The organism is Chitinophaga polysaccharea (assembly GCF_007829335.1).
Classification (GTDB): Bacteria; Bacteroidota; Bacteroidia; order Chitinophagales; family Chitinophagaceae; genus Chitinophaga; species Chitinophaga polysaccharea_B.
This window is the reverse complement of the sequence record NZ_VIWO01000007.1, coordinates 145,195-168,067: the sequence shown is the minus strand read 5'-3', so window position 1 is coordinate 168,067 and position 22,873 is coordinate 145,195. Positions and strand designations below refer to the sequence as shown.

General features: G+C 46.2%; 13 protein-coding genes. 6 read left to right on the top strand and 7 right to left on the bottom strand.

Annotated elements, in window-relative coordinates; translation table 11 throughout:
- Window positions 1-2: 2 nt before the first annotated feature.
- The 6 genes from FHW36_RS22180 to FHW36_RS22155 all read right to left on the bottom strand — a co-directional run bounded on the left by FHW36_RS22180 (window position 3) and on the right by FHW36_RS22155 (window position 11,345).
- Window positions 3-3,149: a SusC/RagA family TonB-linked outer membrane protein gene (locus tag FHW36_RS22180; protein ID WP_186452561.1), complete on the bottom strand. Its 3,147-nt coding sequence runs from the start codon at window positions 3,147-3,149 to the stop codon at window positions 3-5.
- 400 nt (window positions 3,150-3,549) lie between these two features.
- On the bottom strand, window positions 3,550-5,130 hold the full coding sequence (locus FHW36_RS22175; protein WP_145672117.1) for a RagB/SusD family nutrient uptake outer membrane protein: 1,581 nt from the start codon (window positions 5,128-5,130) through the stop codon (window positions 3,550-3,552).
- Window positions 5,131-5,142: 12 nt separating this feature from the next.
- Entirely contained in the window at window positions 5,143-8,628 is a 3,486-nt protein-coding gene (locus tag FHW36_RS22170; protein ID WP_145672114.1) for a SusC/RagA family TonB-linked outer membrane protein, read from the bottom strand.
- 5 nt (window positions 8,629-8,633) lie between these two features.
- The gene (locus FHW36_RS22165; protein ID WP_145672112.1) at window positions 8,634-9,659 is read right to left on the bottom strand and encodes a FecR family protein; all 1,026 of its coding nucleotides are present in this window, start codon (window positions 9,657-9,659) and stop codon (window positions 8,634-8,636) included.
- A gap of 84 nt (window positions 9,660-9,743) precedes the next feature.
- Entirely contained in the window at window positions 9,744-10,334 is a 591-nt protein-coding gene (locus FHW36_RS22160) for an RNA polymerase sigma factor (protein ID WP_145672110.1), read from the bottom strand.
- 138 nt (window positions 10,335-10,472) lie between these two features.
- Window positions 10,473-11,345 carry an AraC family transcriptional regulator gene (locus FHW36_RS22155; RefSeq protein ID WP_145672108.1) on the bottom strand — a complete coding sequence of 291 codons (873 nt, stop codon included), beginning with the start codon at window positions 11,343-11,345 and terminating at the stop codon, window positions 10,473-10,475.
- A gap of 312 nt (window positions 11,346-11,657) precedes the next feature.
- On the opposite strand from FHW36_RS22155, the gene FHW36_RS22150 reads away from it, so the two are divergent.
- The 3 genes from FHW36_RS22150 (at window position 11,658) to FHW36_RS22140 (ending at window position 18,123) form a co-directional block, all read left to right on the top strand.
- On the top strand, window positions 11,658-12,677 hold the full coding sequence (locus FHW36_RS22150; RefSeq protein ID WP_145672106.1) for a LacI family DNA-binding transcriptional regulator: 1,020 nt from the start codon (window positions 11,658-11,660) through the stop codon (window positions 12,675-12,677).
- Window positions 12,678-13,222: 545 nt separating this feature from the next.
- Window positions 13,223-16,507: a SusC/RagA family TonB-linked outer membrane protein gene (locus tag FHW36_RS22145; protein ID WP_145672104.1), complete on the top strand. Its 3,285-nt coding sequence runs from the start codon at window positions 13,223-13,225 to the stop codon at window positions 16,505-16,507.
- 35 nt (window positions 16,508-16,542) lie between these two features.
- Complete coding sequence (locus tag FHW36_RS22140) at window positions 16,543-18,123, top strand: SusD/RagB family nutrient-binding outer membrane lipoprotein (protein WP_145672102.1); 1,581 nt, start codon at window positions 16,543-16,545, stop codon at window positions 18,121-18,123.
- Between the two features lie 87 nt (window positions 18,124-18,210).
- Here the strand turns inward: FHW36_RS22140 and mutS are convergent, their stop codons facing one another.
- Window positions 18,211-20,820, bottom strand: a complete 2,610-nt coding sequence (mutS, locus tag FHW36_RS22135; protein ID WP_145672100.1) for a DNA mismatch repair protein MutS — start codon at window positions 20,818-20,820, stop codon at window positions 18,211-18,213.
- Window positions 20,821-20,866: 46 nt separating this feature from the next.
- On the opposite strand from mutS, the gene FHW36_RS22130 reads away from it, so the two are divergent.
- The 3 genes from FHW36_RS22130 to ruvX all read left to right on the top strand — a co-directional run bounded on the left by FHW36_RS22130 (window position 20,867) and on the right by ruvX (window position 22,793).
- On the top strand, window positions 20,867-21,412 hold the full coding sequence (locus FHW36_RS22130; protein ID WP_145672098.1) for an RNA methyltransferase: 546 nt from the start codon (window positions 20,867-20,869) through the stop codon (window positions 21,410-21,412).
- A gap of 75 nt (window positions 21,413-21,487) precedes the next feature.
- Window positions 21,488-22,354 (top strand): UbiA-like polyprenyltransferase, encoded by an 867-nt coding sequence (locus tag FHW36_RS22125; RefSeq protein ID WP_145672095.1) that lies wholly within the window; start codon window positions 21,488-21,490, stop codon window positions 22,352-22,354.
- A gap of 25 nt (window positions 22,355-22,379) precedes the next feature.
- The gene (gene ruvX, locus FHW36_RS22120) at window positions 22,380-22,793 is read left to right on the top strand and encodes a Holliday junction resolvase RuvX (RefSeq protein WP_145672093.1); all 414 of its coding nucleotides are present in this window, start codon (window positions 22,380-22,382) and stop codon (window positions 22,791-22,793) included.
- Window positions 22,794-22,873 lie beyond the last annotated feature (80 nt).

Sequence of the window (22,873 nt, the reverse complement as noted above, 5' to 3'; positions counted from 1 at the left end):
GGTTAAAACGTAGCTTTCAGGTTCAGTCCAAAGCTGCGGGTAGAAGGCAGACCAAATACATCCACACCCTGAACACCGTTATCTGTACTCATGCTCATTTCAGGATCGTAAGGCGCTTTTTTGGTGAAGAAGAACAGGTTACGTCCTACCAGGCCTACTTTCAGGTCTCTGAGCACATTGTTGTGCATCGGAATGGTGTAACCAATGGCCAGCTCTCTCAAACGCACGTTGGTAGCATCATACATGTAGTATTCAGTGATACCGGCGCGACCGGCTACACCACCATAAAATACTGCTGCAGGAATCTTGCCGGTGAATTTACCGCCACTGGCTTTGGTAGCATTGAATTCTACACCACCATTGTCGCGGGCATCTGCGGTAACTTTAGATACGCCATATTCATCCAGCATAGCCTGTGTAATACTCATTACTTTACCACCAAAACGACCGTCGATCAGGATGTTTAAGCTGAATTGTTTCCAGCTGAAACTGTTGTTCCATCCCAGCAGGAATTTAGGAGTAGGATTACCCAGGAAAGACAGCGGACCATCGGCTGGCAAAGGCTTGCCATTATCATCTACCAGGATGCTGCCGTCTGCTCCACGTTTGAAAGCACGACCGTAGATATCACCGAAGGAACTTCCTTCATGTAATTTCAGTGCATAGCTGTTTACATTGTCGCCTTTAGGAGTAATGGTATAGTCGCCTTTCAGCTGAGGAGCCAGTTCTATCAGCTTGTTCCGGTTATGGGTAAAGTTGAAGGAGGTTTGCCAGTTCAGGTTTTTGCTTTTGATAACCTGGTAGCCCAAAGTAGCTTCTATACCGGTGTTTTGCACGTTACCTGCGTTCACGAAGGCATTAGGATATAAATAACCTGCGGAGATGGTAAAGTCAAAATACTGGTTTTTAGTATGCGAGTTATACCACGTAATATCGAAGTTTAAGCGGTTGTCAAACATTCTCCATTCTGTACCAAATTCAACGGAAGTGGTCATTTCCGGTTTCAGCGGTAGTCCCAGGTAAGCGCCGGATGTATTGGAGGTCAGCGTGCCGGAAGTAATGGTATTTACCGGCAGGGTAGCAAATGGCGCCACGTCATTACCCACTTTGGCATAAGAGCCACGCACCTTACCATAGTCTATGAATTTAGGCATATGGAAAATGTCGCTGAGGATGGCGTTTAAACCGCCGGAATAATAGAGATACCCCTTCTTGGCATTCGGCGTGTAAGCCAGGGTGGAAGACCAGTCGTTACGGGCGGTTAAATCCAGGAATACTTTCTGCTGGAGATTGAAACCAACGGTTCCAAATACAGACTGGAGCTGTCTCCTGGTGCCGGTCGGTATAATTTTAGCGGCCGGGCTCAGGTTGATGTTACCAACATGGAATATATTGGCAAAAGCCAGGTCAGCATCTTTGGAATCGATGAAGTTACGATCCTGTTTCAGGTCTGTAATGCTGGTACCTGCGGTGAAGTTGAAGCCTATTTTATCAGAAATTTTAGGACTTCCTACAAATAACAGGTCACCATAATACTGTGTGCTGGACAGGTAATCGTAGGTATAACGACCATTGGCATCCGCAATAGTGGTTTGTGTACCGGCATTCGCTTTTAATTCGTATTTATCCCAGGCTTTATTCACATTACCACGGGCTTGTACGCTTAACCAGTCAGTGAGCGTATAACGCAGAGCCAGGGAGGTGATCAGGTTATCCTTACGGTTTTCGGTGACGTTCCTGTTCAGGATCCAGTAAGGGTTCTGCTGGGAGTCTTGTCCGTCCAGTTTTTTATCAATATTGAGGTTCCACCAATCCTGCACATACATGTTACGGGTAGGAGAGAAGTATTCATAATTGTTCTTGTATTGATCGAAGTTTAAACCTCTTGGAAACAGGTATAAGCCCGTCAGCGCATTGTAATATAAACCGGAAGTAGGGCGGTTATGCGCATTTTGCGTGGTCATTTGCACGTTCGCATCCAGGTTCAGTTTATCGTTCAGGAAATTGGCATTTTCCCGGAAATTGAGGGTGTGTTGTCCGTATTTAGCGGTAGGCACAATACCCTTGTTGGCGGTATTGGAGTAAGAGAAATACGTCTGTGCCTTTTCTGTACCACCGGATACGTTCACGGAGTTGATCCAGGTAGTGCCCGTCTGGAAGAACTTCTTTACATGATCAGGACTGCTGCCTTTATCGCCCCAGCTATACAGGTTGCCCGGAGAGGATTGCAGGTAAGAATATTGCAAGTCCGGACGATAGGAAGGCTGGTCGATCGTAAAGTTAGACGAGTAGATGATCTTTGCCTGTCCTGCTTTTCCTTTTTTGGTGGTGATCATGATCACGCCGTTGGCTGCCTGGCTACCGTACAACGCTGAGGCGGAGGCGCCTTTCAGCACGTTTACACTTTCGATGTCATCGGGGTTAATGGTACTGAGGATATCGCCACCATCGCGACCACCGGAGGAAGTACCGGAGGCCTGGCCCCAAAGATCGCTGGGTTGCGCACTGGTGAAATTGGCAATGGGTACGCCATCCACTACATAAAGCGGTTGGTTTTCACGGATAGATTTCTGTCCGCGTAATACTACCCTGGAAGAACCGCCCACACCGGATGCACTGCGGTTGATCTGTAAGCCAGATACTTTACCGGATAAGCTGTTGATAACGTTTGTTTCTTTTACAGTAGTCAGATCCTCTCCTTTTACCTGTTGGGTAGAGTAGGTGAGATCTTTTGCTTTGCGTTGAATGCCCAACGCAGTTACTACCAGTTCATTTAATCCTTTAACGTTGTCATCTAAAGACACGTTGAGCGTAGCGCCGCTGCCTACTGCCGCTTCTTTTACGGCAAAACCTACGGAGCTGAAAACCAGTACATCGCCGGTTTTGGCGTTGATATGATATTTACCGTCTGCACCAGTTTGTGTACCTCTTGAAACACCTTTCACCTGTATCGTAACGCCGGGCAATGCATTGCCCTTGCTATCGCGTACGGTACCGCTGATTTCCCTGTCCTGTAAAATACTACGGAATGAAGTGGTGGGCGAATAGCGATAGCCGGCGGCCTTCGCATACGCACTGTCTGCTAAGATGGAAGTGAGCGCAAGACCGGTCATAGCACACACTTTCATAAGGCGTAGGTTTTTTTTCATACTTGCCTTTTTTTTGGTTAATAAATGGGATTTGTATTGTTGCATTAAACTGACCATTTTTAAATAGATCAAGGTGATGAATAGTTGTTCATACGCGTCGGATACAGGACGTACAAAGCCGTTAGCATGGCAGATACCATCCTGTTATAGTTGTTTGTAATATTTTTAGTCAATAGCCGGACTCATAGGTACGTGCAAGGCCTCATCGCGTGTGGCAATGTCTATTCGGGTTGAGTCCTGTTATGTGTTTTTCTTACATGAAATGTTGTTTTTTATAACGTCTGTTTTTTTACAGGCTGCATAGCTAAAAGCGCCGAAATACTGCGCTATGCAAAAGGAGTCGTACGGAGTTGATACTAGTACTACGTGATTTTAAAAAAAAATTAATTTTTTTTAGCCGCTATCTGATGTCCCACCAGAGCGGTGTTCCTCCGGTGTCTGGTCCCTTCAGCGTAGTAATGGCACGGGCTACCGCTTTAGGATTGGTAACCAGCTCTACTTGTGGCATGGGTAAACGGCGGATAAATTTCTCGGTAGGAATGGTACCGCCACTATTATTAATTACTACGGGGAATAACTTGGGATAGCCGGTTCGCCTGAATTCAGTCCAGGCTTCCTGTCCCTCGGGGAACATGGCAATCCATTTCTGAGTGATGATGCGTTCCAGCTTTTGCTCCCTGCCGGCGCTTTCGTCCCATTTAATAGTAATGGTGCTTAAATGCGGATCGCCCGCAGATATGTTGTTTTCTGGGTTTTGAGGGTCAACATATGGCTTAGGCCTGGCAGTACTATTGTTCATATAGTCGTTAACGTTATTAATACCATATTGGTTGAAAGAAGTAGTAATACCTGCAGCATAGTTGTCGGCAGCAGTACCGGCGCCCTTCCAGCCATTTAATGCGGCCTCCGCTTTCAGGAACCAGGCTTCTGCAGCTGTCATAAACAAGATATTACTGTTGAATTTTACCAGTTGGGAGAAGCCACTGTATTCTTCTTTCGCTGAAATACGGATACCATTGCGGATGCCATGATACACATTGGCGCCATCATCGGTGGGCACAAAATAATGGGGTAGCCGCGGGTCGTTATAACCTGTCAGGATAGACTCCATTGGTGCGCTCATGCGTATATCCGCCCAGGTATAACACATAATGTTCAGCGGGTGGGTAACGGGAGCAATATTAATAGCAAAGTTATCAGCAGATGTTTTCAGCAACCCTAAAGGATGGCTGAGGGCCGCTTCCCCTTCCTGTTTTGCCTTTTGGGGATTAACGCCGGCAATACGGATAGCCAGGCGCAGTCGCAGGGTATTGGCAAACTTCACCCACTGGGTATAATCACCTTTATAGGCCAGGTCGAAGGAGGTGAAACGCTGCACAGCATTCCGGTTGATATACGCGGTCAGCGTGTCCACCGCCTCCCGCAGATCATTGAAAAACGCATTGTAGGCTTGCTCCTGCGAATCGTAATCAATGCCCATTTCATCGTTTAATATGCCATAATGCGTATACATAATAGGGCCGTAAATGTCGCTGATGCGGTGCATGGCCTCCACTTTAATAATTTGCGCCCATGCATAAAAATCGCTGTAGGCGCCTTTTGCCTTCTGTTGCGTGAAATCGCAGGACTTCATCACATTGGTATAGGTAACTTGCCAGGGACGGTTGTTCCAATAATACAGCAGGCCATAATTGGTATTGTTGATATTGCCTTCAAAAGGAGTGGGCGACATCATATACCCCGAAAAGATATCCGCATTCAGGTTTTGCTGCAGCTGAGCGGTTGGAGGGTCGTTGTAGATCAACAGGCATAGCTGCGCCTGCGATAACGGTTCCCCCATCAGGCGATAGTCTGCGGCCAGGTCCTCTTCGTTAAAATCATAAGGATTGGTGTTAATCTCATCAAACTTTTTCGTACATGCACTTACCAGCATAATAGCCACCAGGGCAAATAATGTGGATATGTTCCTCCTGCTTTTCATTGGTGAGTATTTTTAAATACCTAATCTTAAATTGATTCCCATACTCCGCAAAGGCGGAAGCCCGAATACATCTACTCCCTGCAAGCCGTTGCCCGTACCCATGGATACTTCCGGATCGAAAGGCGCATGCAGTTCAAAGAAGAACAGGTTCCTGCCTATAATGCCAGCCCTCACACTGCGTATCCATTTCCACTTTAATGGAATACGGTAACTCAGGCTTAATTCCCGCAACCGTATATTGGTAGCATCATACATGTACATTTCACCAATACCGGCCCTGGAGCCGATGGTGGTATAGTAAGTCTGGGCATCAATTTTGCCGGTGTAAGGACTCCCGTTTTTATTCACTGCATTAATGGATACGCCTCCATTGTCGCGGGCCCGGGCACTCACCTCACTCACACCATACCAGTCGAGCACGGCCTGTGTAACGCTCATAACCTTGCCGCCAAAACGGCCATCTATCAAAAAGCTCAGGTTAAAGTTTTTATAGTCGATGCTGTTATTCCATCCCAGGGTAAAATCAGGATTCGGATTCCCCACTTTTTTAAACGCATTGCGCGACTGTAGTTTACCTGCGCCATCCAGTATGTAAGCGCCGTGATCGTCTTTTACCAACTCTTTGTTAGAGTAAATATCTCCCCACGACCCTCCTTCCATGATAAAGGAACCAAACATATTTACGCCGAAGTCTGTCAATATAAACATGCTGCTGCTGTCGGCGCCTATAATCCGGGAGTTGGACAAGGAAATGATTTTATTCTTATTGGCCGCGAAGTTGATGGTACTGGTCCAGGAAAGTGCTTTGTTTCGTATGGGCATCAGCGTTAGTGTCGCTTCCCATCCCTGGTTTTGGATATTCCCCATGTTCAGGTAATAAGTATTGAACCGGTAGCCCGGCGGAGCGGGAATTTCCATGTATTGTTTGTAGTTATTATTCTTGTAGAAGGTAAGATCCGCCGTCACCCTGTTTTTGAGCAGATGCGCTTCCAGGCCTATCTCAAATGAGCGGTTGTCTTCCGGCTCCAGGGTCAGGCCAGGGTAAAGCGTACGCTGGTTCAATATCACACGGGTTACCCCGGCAATAGTTTGCAGGGAAAACGAAGCGGGACGCGACGAATAAGCTGCAATATCATTACCTACCCGGGCATATGAAATACGGGAACGAAGAAAGTCAATACCGGCGGGCATCTTAAACATTTCACTCCATACCGCAGAAATACCGGCAGAATAATAGAAGTAACCTTTATTCTTGGTATTGGTAAACGCAAAAGTGCTGGACCAGTCGTTACGCCCGGTAATATCTAAAAACAGGAAGTTTTTAAATCCGGCTTGAACGTTGGCAAACAGCGCCTGTAGCTGCTTCTGGTCAATACCATGTTGAGCATCCAGCGAGGAGCTCCAGATATTGGAGATCGAAAATTTATTGGGATAAATTAAGCCTGGATCTGCATTGGGATTGGAGCCGTTGAAAGTGCGTTCATGTGCTTTGGTGTCGGTAATGCTGGCGCCCAGGTTGCCCGCCAGGTGCAGCCAGCTGTTGATCTTGCTGCTGGCATTTACCATGAGATCTCCGTATAACTGGGTATTGAATTCTCGCTCCTGGGTATAGCGGCCATTGGAACCTGCCAGCACAATCTGTGTACCGGCGTAGGCTTCCAATTCATACTGGTCGAGCGATTTATCGAAGTTGCCACGGCTTTTTATGGATAGCCAGTTATTCAACTGCCAGGTGAGCGACAGGGTGGCTAATCCCCTGTACCTGGAATCGAGGCGCAGGTTGCGTTGCAGCGCCCACATCGGGTTTTGCTGGTCATCCTGCCCTATCCATTTTTTATCGCTGCGGATATTCCACCAGTTTTGCAGGTACAGGTTACGATCCGTATCAAAATATTCAAAGTTGTTTTTGTAGTAGTCAAAATCCAATCCTCTTGGAAAAGTATACAGCCCCGAAATAGGGCTGTAGTAAAGGCCGGACGATAACCGGTTTACGGTGCTTTGTGCGGTAAAGGATACATTGGCATCCATCACCAGTTTATCGTTGAGTAGCTTTAATGTTTCGCGTAAATTAATGGTATGCCGGTCAAACCGGTTGGTAGGCAGAATGCCTTTGTTCGTGGTATTGGCATAGGAAAAATAGCTTTGTGCGGTTTCGGTGCCGCCGCTGAAGGCCACGGTATTGGTCCAGGTAGACCCGGTCTGGTAAAATGCTTTTACATGATCCGGTGCTTGTATGGGCTTGCCCCAGCTGCCCAGCGATCCGGGTTGTGGCGTGCCTACATGGTCCATGCCTGGTGGATCTGTTTGTGCATACCGGTATTGTAATTTCGGCAGCAGGGAAGGCATTTCCCGGGTATAGTCGGAGGAAATGTCGATTTTACTGCGACCGGCTTTTCCTTTTTTGGTGGTAATGAGGATAACACCGTTGGCGGCCTGGCTACCGTATAAAGCGGCCGCAGATGCGCCTTTGAGGATGCTGATGCTTTCAATGTCATCGGGGTTGATATTGGAGATACCATCGCCGCCATCGCGGCCGCCGGCGCCTATTATATTATGCGATTGTCCCCATACATCGGCCGGTTGGGAAGGAGTATTGTTAACGTAGGGGACGCCGTCTACGATATACAAGGGCTGATTTTCGCGGGTAGATTTATTGCCTCTTAGTACCACGCGTACGGAGCCACCTACGCCGGAAGCGTTGCGGGTAATGGTGGCACCCGCCGTTTTCCCATTGAGGGAATTCATGAAGTTGACGTCTTTAACCAGCTGCAAATCATCGCCGCCCAGTTGTTGGGTGGCGTAGGGCAGTTCTTTTGCTTTTTTCTGCAGGCCCAGCGCCGTAACCACCAGCTCATTCAGTGCTTTCACATTTTCCTGCAGGCGTACGTCGATTATATTTTCTGTACCCACTACTATGTCACGGTTCACGAAACCGATAGAACTGAATACAAGGATGTCGCCGGTGCTGGCTTTAATGGTAAAACCAGCATCGGCGTTGGATTGTGTTCCTTTATTTGTATGTTTTATCTGGATGGTAACTCCGGGGAGCGGCGTGCCTTTGTTATCGCGTACAATCCCTGTGATATCTCGTTCCAGTGATACATGATTCAGCAGGTCTACACTGGGTGACGATATTTTTTCACTGGCAGTGCCTACTATGATTTTGTTATTGATCCGGGTAAACTTTAATCCGCTTTGTACTGACATTAACGTGAGCACTTCTTCGATGGGTGTTTTGGTGCAGTTTAACGTAATTTTTTTCTTCAGGTTAAGATCAGCTTTGTCGTAATGAAAGTTTAGTCCTGTTTTTGCCGAAATTTCGGCCATTACATCTTCCAGGTTTTTATTTTTTACCTGGATGGTGACGACAGTATCTGTGGGCGGGTCGGGTATTTGCGTGATGGCACTAGTCATGGTGTTCAGGCTACCCGCCAACAGGAGTGTCAGCATCAACCCCATGGATACAAACCACTTCACGGGGCACGGCTTTACCCTCATATGAACTAGTTTTGATTTTGCAGATAAACGGTATCGTTTTTAATGGTATAAGAAAGTGATTTTGCCAGGCAGATAATATCCATTACGTCTTTAAGGCTTTCATTTTTGAAGGAGCCGTTGTAATTCCATTCTTTTTTGTCGCTGTTGTTCACAACGGTAACACCGTAACGGTTTTCGATGCCGGTTACAATTTCATTGTAGGGAGCATCTCTGAATACCAGGTATCCCTGTTTCCACCCGGTAATGTCGTCAGGCTTACTGAAACTGGTTTTTACCAGGTGCAGGGAAATGCGGTCGTAGCTGATCTGTTCACTAGGGAGCAGGATGAGCGGGGCCGCTGGCTGACTGGTATTCAACTGGTCAATTTTTACTTTACCGGTGAGGAGGGCTACAGTCACTTTTTGTTCACTGGCATAAGCGCGGATATTGAAAGAAGTACCTAATGCGGTGGTAGCCAGGTCGCCGGCTTTTACCACGAAGCGGCGGACAGGATCGGCGGCTACATTAAAAAAAGCTTCTCCTTCCAGTAATACCACGGTGCGGATGTCGGCGCCAAAGTGCTCAGGGTAAAGCACTTTACTACCGGCATTCAATTCCAGGCTGCTGCCATCTTCCAGGGTAATGCTTTCCTTATTGCCTTTACCGGTGGTCACTTCCACGAAACCGTCTCTCACCACGCGCTGTCCCTGGTTGGCTGCCAATGGAACGGCATGGTTACCTCCCGGTAGGGGAGTCACCTGTTTAGGCTGGTTAAGCCAGAATATGCCTACCGCCAGCAGGAAAACGGCGGCAGCTACAACAGCGTACCAGTAGCGGGCATACAGCGGTTTTGCCCGCGGCGCCGGCGCTATCTGTTGGTTCAGCTGTATTTTTAAGCTGTCGAGCTCCCGGTCCAGTTCTTTTTCATCTACGTAGGTGGACTGGTGACGATTTATATTTTCAAACCACTGATCTACAATAGCTGCTTCCTCCGGTGAGCATTTCCCCTGGTTATATCGTTCCAGCAATATTTTGATCTGTTCTGTGTCCACCTGCTCGGATTTTATGTGTTCTTAAGTCGGAATAACGTGGAAATAGTACCATCGCTACCCGGTATTTTTTATGAAATACCCGGTTTAGATGAAGAAATAGCGGATCAGCACGACGCAAAGGAGGATAAGATCCGTTTTGGCATAGCTGGCCCTTAGTATTTTTAATGCTTTAGTGATTTGGTTTTTAACGGTTTGCTGTGATAGCCCCAGGTGATTGGAGATCTGCTCTACGCTGAGGTTTTCGAACCTGCTCAGCATAAAGATTTCCTTCATGCGTTCGGGCAGGTGGTTAATTGCCTCAAATAGTTCCTGGGTCCTCACTTTATTGTCTACCGTGTCTGCAATAGAATGGGGTTGCGCATCAAAGTGCTCAATCAATTGTTGGAGGTACTTACGATAGGTGGCGTTTTTCCGGTAAATGTCAATGATTTTGTGGCGGGCTACCTGGTACAGGTATGCTTTTAACGATTCTTTCAGTACCAATGAATGTCGCTTCTCCCATAATGAAATGAAGAGTTCCTGCAGTACATCTTTGCTGATCTCTGCCGCGTCGAGCTTGCTGTGTATAAATAAATACAGCATTTTACTGTAGCGGTCATAAATAGCATTGAAGGCTGCACTATCATCGCTTTTTAACAGCGATACTAACTGGTTATCGGAATAACTGCTGTACATTGAATGACAGTAGTAATTAAGCGTTTTGGTTGATAATTACTGAAATGAATGTAAGAAGAAAATTTTGATATTCTGAAATTTGACAGTCTACTTTTTAAAATAACTAAATAACCAAATACTAAAATAATTATATTTTTATCATGCTTCCTTCAGACGGAGTTCATTCTTATACTCTTTAGGCGTTTTGCCCACGATCTCTTTGAAGAAGCGGTTGAAGTTGGAGAGGTTTTTAAACCCGCAGGAATAGGCGATTTCGGCGATGGACCAGTCTTCTTCTGTTAAGCGCTTGCAGGCATGGCCAATGCGCACTTCATTTAAAAACTGGACAAATGATTTCTTGGTGCGGTTCTTAAAGAAGCGGCAGAATGACTGTGGCGACAGGTTGGTGATGCTGGCTACATCCTGCAGGGAGATTTCTTTGGAGAAGTTATTCATTACGTATTTGAACACTTCATCGATCTTATGATTGTCTTTTACATTGTAGGCATGGGAGTAACCCGTGCTGGCCAGGTAATAGCAATCGCGTGTTTCAGATAATGTTTTCAGGATGTTGAGCAGTGAAATGATGCGGTCCAATCCCTCTTTCCGCGGAAGGGCCAATATCTCGGGTTTCAGCAGTTCATGGGTAGCGCCAGTGATTTTCATGCCCCGTTGTGCCCGGTGGAATAACTCACTGAGCGCTTTCGTTTCCGGTAATCCATAAAATTTCTCCCCGAAAATATCCTTGGGAAAATAGATGACCACCGACCGCGCTTTTAAATCATCGCCCTTATAGTATTCTTCTTCATTATACCATACATGTGGGATATGTGGTCCAAGAAACACCATGTCGCCTTCCTCGAAGCTTTCAATGCTATCTCCCACAATTCGCTTCCCGTGGCTCTCCGTAACATATACTAACTCACATTCCGGGTGGAAGTGAAACGGTGTATTAAAATATGGATCACTCCTCTCTATGATGGTGATCTGGTTATCGGCAAAAGCCCCAACTTTAATAAGGATGGGTTTCATTCATGTATTAATTTAAGCTACTATATTACTGTGACAGTCCTATACTTTATTACCATAGCCATTATGCCCCCCTGGGGAACCCCTATGCTGGCAGGTGTGTCGTATACAGATCGTCCTATGAATGTTGCCAAGTTATTAAAAATTGGTTAAAAAAACATCATTTTGGCCAAAATAACCTTTTTATGTGATGAAAGGCTGACAAGCCAAAAGGAATAAGTTTTTCAATGTAGCTTGGAATAATTAATACAACAACGTAATTTCCAACTTCATTTTGTAAATTACGCAGGGCTAAATCGATGTAGCGTTTTTTCTATGAAAGGGATCTCTATTAAAGATATTGCGAAACAGGCCGGTGTATCTCCTACAACGGTATCTTTTGTGCTCAATGGCAAGGCGAAAGAAAAAAGAATCAGCGAACAGGTAAGTAAGAAAATCCAGAAAATTGCCGCCCGGCTAAAGTATAAGCCCAATCAGCTGGCCCGCGGATTACGTACCGGTAAAACAAAAACCATTGGTCTCATTGTAGAAGACATTGCCAACAACTTCTTTGCTTCACTCGCCAAAGTGGTGGAAGATGAAGCAGATAAATATGGCTACAAAGTACTTTACGGCAGCACAGAAGATAACACGGAGAAAGCAAAAGGCCTGTTGGAAGTATTGAAGTACCGGCAGGTAGATGGCTACATTATCACGCCCACCAAAAACCTTGATAAAGAAATAGAATTGCTGCAGAGCGCCTCCAAACCGCTGGTGTTAATGGATCGCTACTTCCCGCATATCAACAGCAGCTATGTAGTGCTCAACAATTATAAAGGCGCTTACGATGCTACTACACACCTGATTGCACAGGGATATAAAAAGATTGCTATCGTTACCATCGCCTCCGAACAAACCCAGATGAAAGACCGCCTGGATGGTTTTGTGGCTGCACTGAAAGAACATAAAATACCTTTTAATAAATCGCTGGTGAAGCGCCTCGCTTTTGATCTCGACAGGGAGAGCTTCAATACAGAGATAAAGAAATTCCTCACCACCGTAAAAGACCTCGACGCGGTTTTCTTTGCCACCAACTATCTCGGTATTGCTGGTATAGAAAGCATCCGTTCCCTGGGGTGGGAGATAGGCAAGGAAATTGGCCTTGTTGGCTTTGATGATCATGATCTTTTCCGCCTGCACAGTCCTTCTATTACTTGTGTATCACAACCTATTGCCAGCATCGGGAAAAATATTGTGGAAGTGCTGATGAATGAATTAAACCACCCGGGATCGCCTTCCAGGCAGGTAGTACTGGCGCCGGAACTGGTGGTGCGTGCGTCTTCTTCCCGCACCTGATTAACATAACCTAAGCGATATATTACTTTAAAAAACGTCCTGCGTTACATACAACACAGGACGTTTTTTTATGCAAGACTAATAATAATTATCCTCCAGGATGCGCTGAAAATGCAGAAAGCGTAAGCTTTACACCTTTTCTTTAGTAATGCTATTTTAATTTCAAGGAATATTATTTTCGCAATCTTAACGAGCGGTTAACGAGAAATAAAAAAATTGTTAAATCTTTTTTGCACTTCTCATAATTATACCTAAGTTTGAAATCGATTATTTTGATTTTTATAAACAACTTGTAGTGAAATGGAGATGTGAGAGCGGTAGACAGGTTTTTTTTACGGAAACATGCTAAAACGTTTTACTACAGGCCAACTGTCAGAATTACGCTTAATGCCAATGGAGTAATTCCATGCAATTTTTTAGGGACGGAAACTTCAATTAACCATTAGGACTCCTGTGCAATGCAGGGGCCTTGGTAGTGGGATTCCCATGCCTTTTTGCTTATGTGTCTGATTCACTTGTTATAATTCACTAAACCAAAGGAAGCTATGCGAAGATCACTTCTTCTCACCACGTTGCTTTTCTTATGCTGCTGTATTACTGCATGGGCGCAGGGTAAGAAAGCTGTTACGGGTACTGTTAAAGACGTAAAAGGAACGTTTTTACCAGGAGTAACCGTTAAAGAGAAAAACGCATCCAACGGCGCTACTACCGGCCCGGATGGAAAATTTACCATTCAGGTAGCACCTGGTGCTACCCTCGTTTTTTCCTATATAGGATTTATCAACCAGGAGGTGGCTGCCGATGGACAGTCGCCATTGAACATTGTACTAAAAGAAGATAATAAGAATCTGAATGAGGTGGTAGTAACCGCCATGGGTATTAAGAGAGAAGCGAAGGCACTGGGGTATTCTGTAAGTACAGTAAGTTCAAAAGAGATAACAGAAAGCGGGAGCACCAACTTTGCTTCAGCCTTATACGGTAAAGCTGCCGGTGTGAAAATCGTATCTGCTCCAGGTGGTGCTGCCAGCGCCGTTTCCGTGCAGGTGAGAGGTGTTTCCTCCATCGGCCTGAGCACACAACCATTATATGTGGTAGATGGCGTACCGTTGAGAAATTTCAATGATCTGACTTCCGGAAGCTTCGGTACAAGCAACGGCAGAATTGAAGGTAACGGTGCACTCGATATCAACCCGGAAGATATTGAAACACTGACTATCCTGAAAGGCGCCAGTGCTTCTGCCCTATATGGTTCGGAAGCCACTAACGGTGTGGTAGTAATTACTACCAAGAAAGGTGTGAAAGGCCGTGGCTTAAATGTAGATGTTAACTACACTTATAACCAGGAGAAACTGGCCTCCCAACCAGACTATCAGAATGAATATGGCCCGGGTTATGACCCGCAAACCAACATCGTAAACGGAATCGCAGATGCGTCCGGCTGGGTAAAAGATGCCGATGGCTCTATGCACCCGTACTACAGAGCTTACAACCAGTTTGGTCCTAAGTTCGATGGTCGCGATGTGAAATACTGGGATGGATCTATCCGTAAGTATGAAGCGCAGAAAAACAACTATAAAGACTTCTTCCAAACCGGTTACAACTCTGCTGCTAACGTTGCTATTTCCAATGCCAGCGATAAAGGAAGTTTCCGCTTTTCTTATAACCGCGTAGATTATAAGAGCATCATGCCAGGAAGTAATCTCTATAAGAATAACTTCAACTTCAACGGAACATTAAAACTGAGCGAGAAAATAAGTGTAGACCTCGTTTCTACTTATAATAATAACTTCGTTCATAACCGTGCCAACGTAATGAGCAACATATTCGGTTCATTTGACGGATTCTTTAGCCGTTTTGATGATATGAGTACGTTCTTCAATAAATATCAGACCACCAACGGCTATAGATACGTAACCGCCACTAACAACTCATACGACCAGGACCAGAAAATGACCTATCGTTTCAGAGCTACCAACCTGATGGATTATCTGTGGAATAACCTGCGTAACGCTTACGATGAAAGACAAAACCGTTTCATCAATAGCGCTACATTGAATGTAGGCATCCTCGATAACCTGCGCTTCAGAGGTAGAGTAGGGGGAGATTTTACAAACGTAGCTACCTCCGACGAGCAGCACAATACACAACCAGCTGCAGTAGGTTATACCGGTCAATACGATGTAACTACCCGCAACAACAATGTGTTCTACGGCGATGCGATTTTGGTGTACAGTCCTAAAATCACCAAAGATTTTGATCTCTCTGTAACAGGTGGTGTTACTGGTCGTAAACAGACTTACAAAAATCAATATACACAAACCAAAGATGGTTTGGTAGATGAAAACTGGTTTAGCCTGAACAACTCAGCCAGCCCACTCTACGCCACCTCTGCACGCGCTGAACAGATCGACGTGGCTGCTTTCGGTATGTTGAACCTCAGCTACAAGGGCTTCCTGTTCCTCGAAGGAACCGGCCGTTATGAGTCAACTTCTACTTTGCCGGTAGCTAATAACAAATATTTTTATCCTTCCGTGAATGCTGGCTTCCTGCTTTCTGAAGTAGCAAAGCTGCCCGCATTTATTGATTACGCGAAAATCAGGGCATCTTATGGTTTAGTGGGTAACCACCCGAACCTGTATCAGTCCAATATTGCGTACAATCCATATACCGTTACCATCAGCAAAAACAACATTCCTTACCAGCAATCTAATCCATCTGGTTTCGGTAATGAACTGTTGACTTCTGAGAAAAAGAGAGAAATGGAGTTTGGCTTTGAAACACGTTTGTTCAAAAACAAAATCGGTGTAGATTTCAGTTACTATAATAACAAAATCAGTAACCAGATCCTGACACTGAGCACACCTGCTTCTTCCGGCGCTACTTCTCAGCTGGTGAATGCCGGTGACCTGAGCAACTATGGTTACGAAGCAGCCATCAATGCTACGCCTATTACCACCAGGGATTTCCGCTGGACTACCCGTTTCAACTTTGCTGTCAACAGAAACAAACTGACTGCGCTGAAAGATGGCCAGACTACTTTAACCATGCCTGCATACGATGGAGGTTACCTGTTGATCCGCTCCAATGTGGGTGATCCATTAGGTAATATCTATGTTCACCCGGCTAATAAAGATGCCAATGGTAACAAAATCGTAAATGGCGATGGTATTTATACCGCTAATACAGGTGCATATGAGTATGCAGGAAATATTATGCCTAAGGTAGTAGGTGGTTTCTCCAACTCCGTAAGCTATAAAAACTTTACGCTGGACTTTACCCTGGATTACCGCTTAGGTGGTAACCTGGTTTCTATTCCTTACTACTACCAGATCGGTGCCGGTATGTTTAACAGCACGTTGCAGTACAGGGATGCCGCACATGGGGGGCTTTCCTACGATGCAGTTGACTGGGCTTCCGGTAAACTGGTGGCTAATCCTAACGGAGCATATCATGATGGCGTGATTCTGCCGGGCGTAACCGAAGATGGTAAGAAGAACGAAAAAATAATCACTGCTGGTCAGTACTGGTCTAATATGCACGACTGGGAAACCAACGGTCTGTATGAGAATGCTGTATTCAAAAATAGTTATGTTAAACTTCGCGAAGTAACACTCTCCTACAATATGCCTAAAAACGTGGTGGAGAAACTACACCTGCAAAACCTGCAATTTTCATTAATCGGAAGGAACCTGTTCTATATCTGGAAAACTTTACCAAAAGGTTTAGATCCGGAAGTAGCAGTTGGATCTTCCTGGTTGAGTCAAGGTGTTGACGGTGGTACTGTCGGACCTACCAGAAGTCTCGGCGCCAGCATCCGTGCCCGTTTTTAATGGTATTTATTTGTAAACGAACTTAACAGATAATAATGAAACGTCTCTTAATAAATATCTCACTCATCGCCTTATTTGCGGGTACTTTTACCGCCTGTAAGAAACAGATTGCAGATGATTATAATAACCCGGAGCTGAGCCAGAAGGGCTCAATGAGCAAGTTGCTGAGCGGTATGTTTATCAATAAGCGTATGCGCCCGTCTTACTGGGATTATGCTACCTTTATTTTACCAACTACCGCGGCTTATTCGCAAACCACTGCGTTACAGCCAGGGTCAAAAATGTATATTCCATCTTTGTCTTATACTGAAAACCGTTGGGTAGATTTCTATGCCGGCGCTAAAAGTGATGACAATGACCTGAACTATGTAGGCCCGGGTATTATGGCCAACTTCAGGGAAATGCAAACCACTTATGCTGCGCTCACGCCTGCACAACAGGCAGATCAGCTGGTTTTCATGAACTGCGGAAAAGTATTACTCTTTGATCAAACCGCCCAGATGGTGGACCTTTGGGGAGATATTCCTTTCGGTCAGGCAGGATCACTGAATACGCCCGATCGCAACGTAAATCCGGCTGCCTTTCAAGATGCTACCGCCATTTATGATACATTGATCACCGGCCTGGATAACCTGAATAGCTACTTCGCAGCTGCTCAGTTGAAACCTGAAATACAGGCATCGCTGACAAAAGCAGATTTTGTATTAACAGGAAGCCTGGACGCCTGGAGACGCTATGCGAACTCCCTGCGTTTGCGCCTGTTAATGCGCACATCTTTCGTAAATGAAGCTAGGTCGAAAGCGGCTGTTTCGGATATGCTGAATAATCCGGCAAAATATCCGCTGATCGCTTCCAACGATGAAAATGTATTGGTGCCTATGAGCCCTAATGCATTGAAAAGTGACGTGAAAGATGCTCTCACCGGTAGCCCATATGCACCAGCCTTTATGCTGGATACCATGATGCTGGCTAACAATGATCCACGCACAGATGTATACTGGGATAAAGGTACCATCCATGGATGGGCAGGCTTCCCTGCCAACGGAGGAGCTTCTGATTATGAAGCCGGTGGTTATGCTACTTACGACTCTGCTACCTTCTTCTATAACTATAATATTCCTGGCGTGATCTTTACTGCATCAGAAGTAAGTTTCCTGAAAGCAGAAGCAGGCGAAAGATGGGGCTTAGGCACACCACAGGCCAGTTATAAAAGTGGTATTACGCAGTCAATAGCTTTCTACTACACCATCAATAAAACGGCAGTTCTCAGTTCAGGAAGCTGGAAACCGTTGACTTCTCCTACAGATTCAGCTATCAGCGCGTTTCTTGGCAAACCGGCTATTGCCTATACTGGTACACAGCAACAGAAACTGGCGAAAATCTGGACACAGAAATGGATGAACTGCTTCATCCTGCAGTCCGGAGAAGCCTGGGCTGAACTGAGACGCACCAGTTATCCAAAGCTTACTTTTGCTTTGGCTTCAACCTCCGGAGCCAGCACGCCTCCACAGCGCCTGTTGTATCCTTCCACAGAACAGGTATACAATCCTGACAACTACGCTAAAGTGGCCGCTAAAGATAAAGCCGACATCAAGATTTTCTGGGACGTACGCTAATCAAGTCTCAAATCATCGTTACAATAAAAAAACATCCCGTTTCGGATTTTCCGAAACGGGATGTTTTTTTATCGCCTGTTAGATCGTTTATCCAATCATATTCTTGATCTCACTCAGTTTCAGCAGCGCTTCTACCGGTGTTAACCGGTTAATATCCACATGATCCAGTTTCTGCCGGATCTCCTGGAAGATATCGCTGTGTGCATCAAAGATGTTCAGCTGTAGTTTCTGGGAAGGGGTGCTGATATGCTTCACATTCTTCTGTAACGGTGCTTCAATATGTTTTTCTTCGAGATGAGATAACACTTCGTTGGCACGGTTAATCAGTTCCGGCGGCATGCCTGCCATCCGGGCTACGTGAATACCAAAGCTATGGCGACTACCACCTGGCGCCAGCTTACGCAGGAAAATGATTTTATTGCCCGATTCCATATTGGTAATATGGAAGTTCTTTACCCGGGCATGTTTATTTTCCAGCTCATTCAATTCATGATAGTGCGTGGCGAACAATGTTTTCGGGCAGCAGGCAGTCATATCGTGCAGGTATTCCACAATGCTCCAGGCAATGGAAATACCGTCGTATGTGCTGGTACCGCGACCAATTTCATCGAGGATCACCAGGCTGCGGTCGGTGATATTGTTGATAATGCTGGCGGTTTCATTCATTTCTACCATGAAGGTGGATTCACCACCACTCAGGTTATCCGAAGCGCCTACGCGGGTAAATATCTTGTCGGTTAAGCCAATATCTGCGCTGGTGGCCGGAACAAAGCTTCCCATATGCGCCATAAGGGTAATCAGTGCAGTTTGCCGTAGCAGGGCCGATTTACCGCTCATGTTCGGTCCCGTGAGAATAATGATCTGCTGCGATGCCTTGTCCAGCGTGAGATCGTTGGATACGTACGTTTCGCCGGCAGGCAATCCCCTTTCAATAACCGGGTGCCGCCCTTCTTTGATCAACAGATCGAAACCTTCATTGATATTGGGACGGCGGTATTTATATTGAACGGCATTCTGCGCAAAACACAACAGGCAATCCAACCGGGCAAATACCTGGGCATCTTCCTGTACCGGCAAAATGAACGACTGCAAAGCTTGTACTAACTCATCGAACAACCGGGTTTCCAGCGCCAGGATCTTTTCTTCTGCGCCTACAATCTTTTCTTCATATTCTTTCAGCTCTGGTGTGATATAGCGTTCGGCATTGGCCAGCGTTTGTTTACGCATCCAGCGCTCAGGCACTTTATTTTTATGGGTGTTGGTTACTTCCAGGTAATAGCCAAACACATTATTGAAGGCTATTTTCAGGGAAGGGATTCCCGTAGCTTCCGATTCTTTCTGTTGTATTTGCAGCAGGTAGTCTTTGCCCTTGCTGGCAATATTGCGCAGTTCATCCAGTTCAGCATTCACGCCCTCCTGGATTACACCGCCCTTGTTGACCAACACCGGCGGGTTCTCCATGATTTCATTGAGAATACGCTCGAGCAATGGCTTGCAGGGATCCAGCTTTTCGTGTAGCCGCAGGAGGTAGTCACTACTGCTGCCGGCCAGCATGGCTTGTACCGCTTCTACCTGTTGCAGGGAGCGGGCCAGCTGCATCACTTCCCGCGGATTGATTTTTTTCAGTGGTATTTTAGAGACTAATCTCTCCAGGTCGCCGGTTTGCTTCAGGTGATGTACCAGGGCCTTGGAAAAATCGGTTTCCTTTATGAGATAAGCTACTGTGTCCAGTCGCTCATTGATGGCTTTGATATCGCGCAGTGGGAATACCATCCAGCGTTTGAGCAGGCGGGCGCCCATGGGGGTAACGGTATTGTCCAGTACTTTCAGCAGGGTATGCCCGTTTTCCACACTGCTGTTGAGCAGCTCCAGGTTACGCACGGTGAAGCGGTCCATCCACAGGAAATCGTCCTGGCTGATCCGCTGCATACGGGTAATGTGTTGCAGGTTGGGATGCTCCGTGTCTTTCAGGTAGTGGAGCGTAGCGCCGGCTGCAATGAGTGCGGCCACCAGTCCATCTACACCAAACCCCTTGAAGGAATGGGTCTGGAAATGTTTGAGTAATATTTCTTCGGCATAAGTGGTGGTAAATATCCACTCATCCATAGTATAAGTATAGAACCGGCTGCCGAAGGTCGCTTTAAAGTGTTTCTGCTGTTGTTTGGCAAAAAGCACTTCTGCCGGGCGGAAACTTTGCAGGAGCTTATCTACATATTCTTCACTGCCCTCCGCTACAAAAAATTCGCCGGTAGAAATATCCAGGAAGGATACGCCGGTGCTATCGGTGCCGAAATGTACGGCCGCCAGGAAGTTGTTGCTGGAATTTTCCAGCAGCTTATCGTTGATGGCTACTCCGGGTGTTACCATTTCAGTTACGCCCCGTTTTACAATGCCTTTTACGGTTTTAGGGTCTTCCAGCTGGTCGCATACCGCCACCCGGTGACCGGCTTTTACCAGTTTATGCAGATAAGTATCTAACGAATGATGGGGGAATCCTGCCAGATCCACGTAGGATGCAGAACCATTGGCCCTTTTGGTTAACACAATGCCCAGTACCCGGGCGGCTATGACCGCATCTTCATTAAATGTTTCATAAAAGTCGCCCACACGGAACAACAGTACGGCATCGGGGTATTTATCCTTAATTGCCTTATGTTGTTGCATGAGCGGGGTTTCTTCCGATTTACTTTTTGCCATGGCGCAAATATATAAAACTCATCCCATCCTATTATCTTTGCAGGTGATGAGAAAATTAAGCATGGATGAACTAGGCCGGAAAACGGTCGCAGAGTTCAAGGCCGCCGATAAAACGCCTATTGTACTGGTGCTGGATAATATACGCAGCATGCACAATGTAGGCTCCGTATTCCGTACCGCTGATGCTTTCCTGGTACAGGGGATCATACTTTGCGGGTATACCCCTGTACCTCCCCACCGCGATATCAATAAAACAGCCCTGGGCGCTACCGAAACGGTAGAGTGGCAGTACTTCGATACTACCATGGCAGCGGTGCAGGAGCTGAAAGCCGCCGGTTACCAGGTGATGGCAATAGAACAGGCGGTCAACAGCCATATGCTGGATCAGTTTACGCCACCCACCGATCAGCCATTGGCACTGGTTTTCGGGAACGAAGTAAGCGGGGTAGACGCAGAAGTGATGAAAGTGGTGGATGGCTGTATCGAAATCCCCCAATTAGGTATGAAACATTCCTTGAATATTTCTGTGAGCACTGGTATCGTGGTTTGGGATATCTTTGTAAAATTGGCGGCCTTCAATCGCCAGGGATAACGGGAGCACATAAACTATTTTTTATAAATAGCAAATGGTATTAAACAGTACCTGCAGCTAAAACCTAAGCACAGTATGATTTCTACGGTTAACAAATATCTTTCACTGGTAAAGTTCAGTCATACCATTTTTGCCATGCCTTTTGCATTGACCGGCTTCTTCATGGCTACTACCAAAGGGGGCGGCAGTTTTAGCTGGGCTACTTTCGGACTGGTGGTATTGTGTATGGTATTTGCCCGCAGTGCGGCCATGGCCTTCAACCGCTGGCTGGATGTGGATATCGACAAGCTTAATCCACGTACTGCAAAAAGAGAAATACCGGCCGGTATCATATCTCCCAATAACGCTTTGTTTTTTATCATAGCCAATGTGGTACTGTTTATCGTTACTACCTGGTTTATCAACCGGATTTGTTTTTACCTGTCACCGGTGGCATTACTGGTGGTGCTAGGATATAGTTATACCAAGCGTTTTACTGCGCTTTGCCATATGGTGCTGGGCGTAGGACTGGCGTTGGCGCCTATTGGCGCTTACCTGGCGGTAACCGGTGAGTTTGCATTGTTGCCGGTGCTGGTGTCTTTCCTGGTACTGTGTTGGGTGGCCGGCTTCGATATCATTTACTCCCTGCAGGACGAAGATTTTGATAAGTCGCAGCAACTGAATTCAATCCCGGCCTGGCTGGGACTTTCCGGCGCCCTGCGCTTTTCGGAATTGCTGCACGTGGTGGCCGCTGCCTTAGTGATAACAATTGGCCTCACCGGGCATTTTCACTGGTTGTTCTGGATCGGCGCCGCGGTATTTATTGTGATGCTGGTATCCCAGCATTTGCTGGTAAAGCCCAATGACCTGAGCCGTATCAATGTGATGTTTATGACCACCAATGGTATTGCCAGCGTGGTATTTGCCGTATTTGCCATTACAGATATGCTGCTACTGGGATAATATATTCACCTCAAAAAATATTCACATGCCTCGTTTAATGGCCATTGACTATGGGAAGAAGAGAACCGGACTGGCCGTAACAGATCCGCTGCAGCTGATTGCCAGTGGATTAACTACCATCCCTACCCATGAACTGATTCCTTTCCTGAAGAAATATTTTGCCGCCGAACCGGTGGAAACGATTGTCATAGGAGAACCAAAAAACCTGGATGGAACGGCTACCGATGCCACAGCGCTGGTAGCAGAATGTATCCGGGTGATGAAGAAAAATTTCCCCGATATCCCCATCGTCAGGGTAGATGAGCGGTTTACGTCAAAAATGGCCTTCCAGACAATGATCGACAGCGGACTGAAGAAGAAAGACCGCCGGGACAAAGCCCTGGTCGATGAAATCAGCGCTACTATTATGCTCCAGGAATACCTGAGAAATAAAATATAAGATAAAGTTGCTATAATGAACCGCAACAGGGGAGCTACAAGCCTGAAATTGCCTATCTTTGCGGATTAAACCAAGAATTT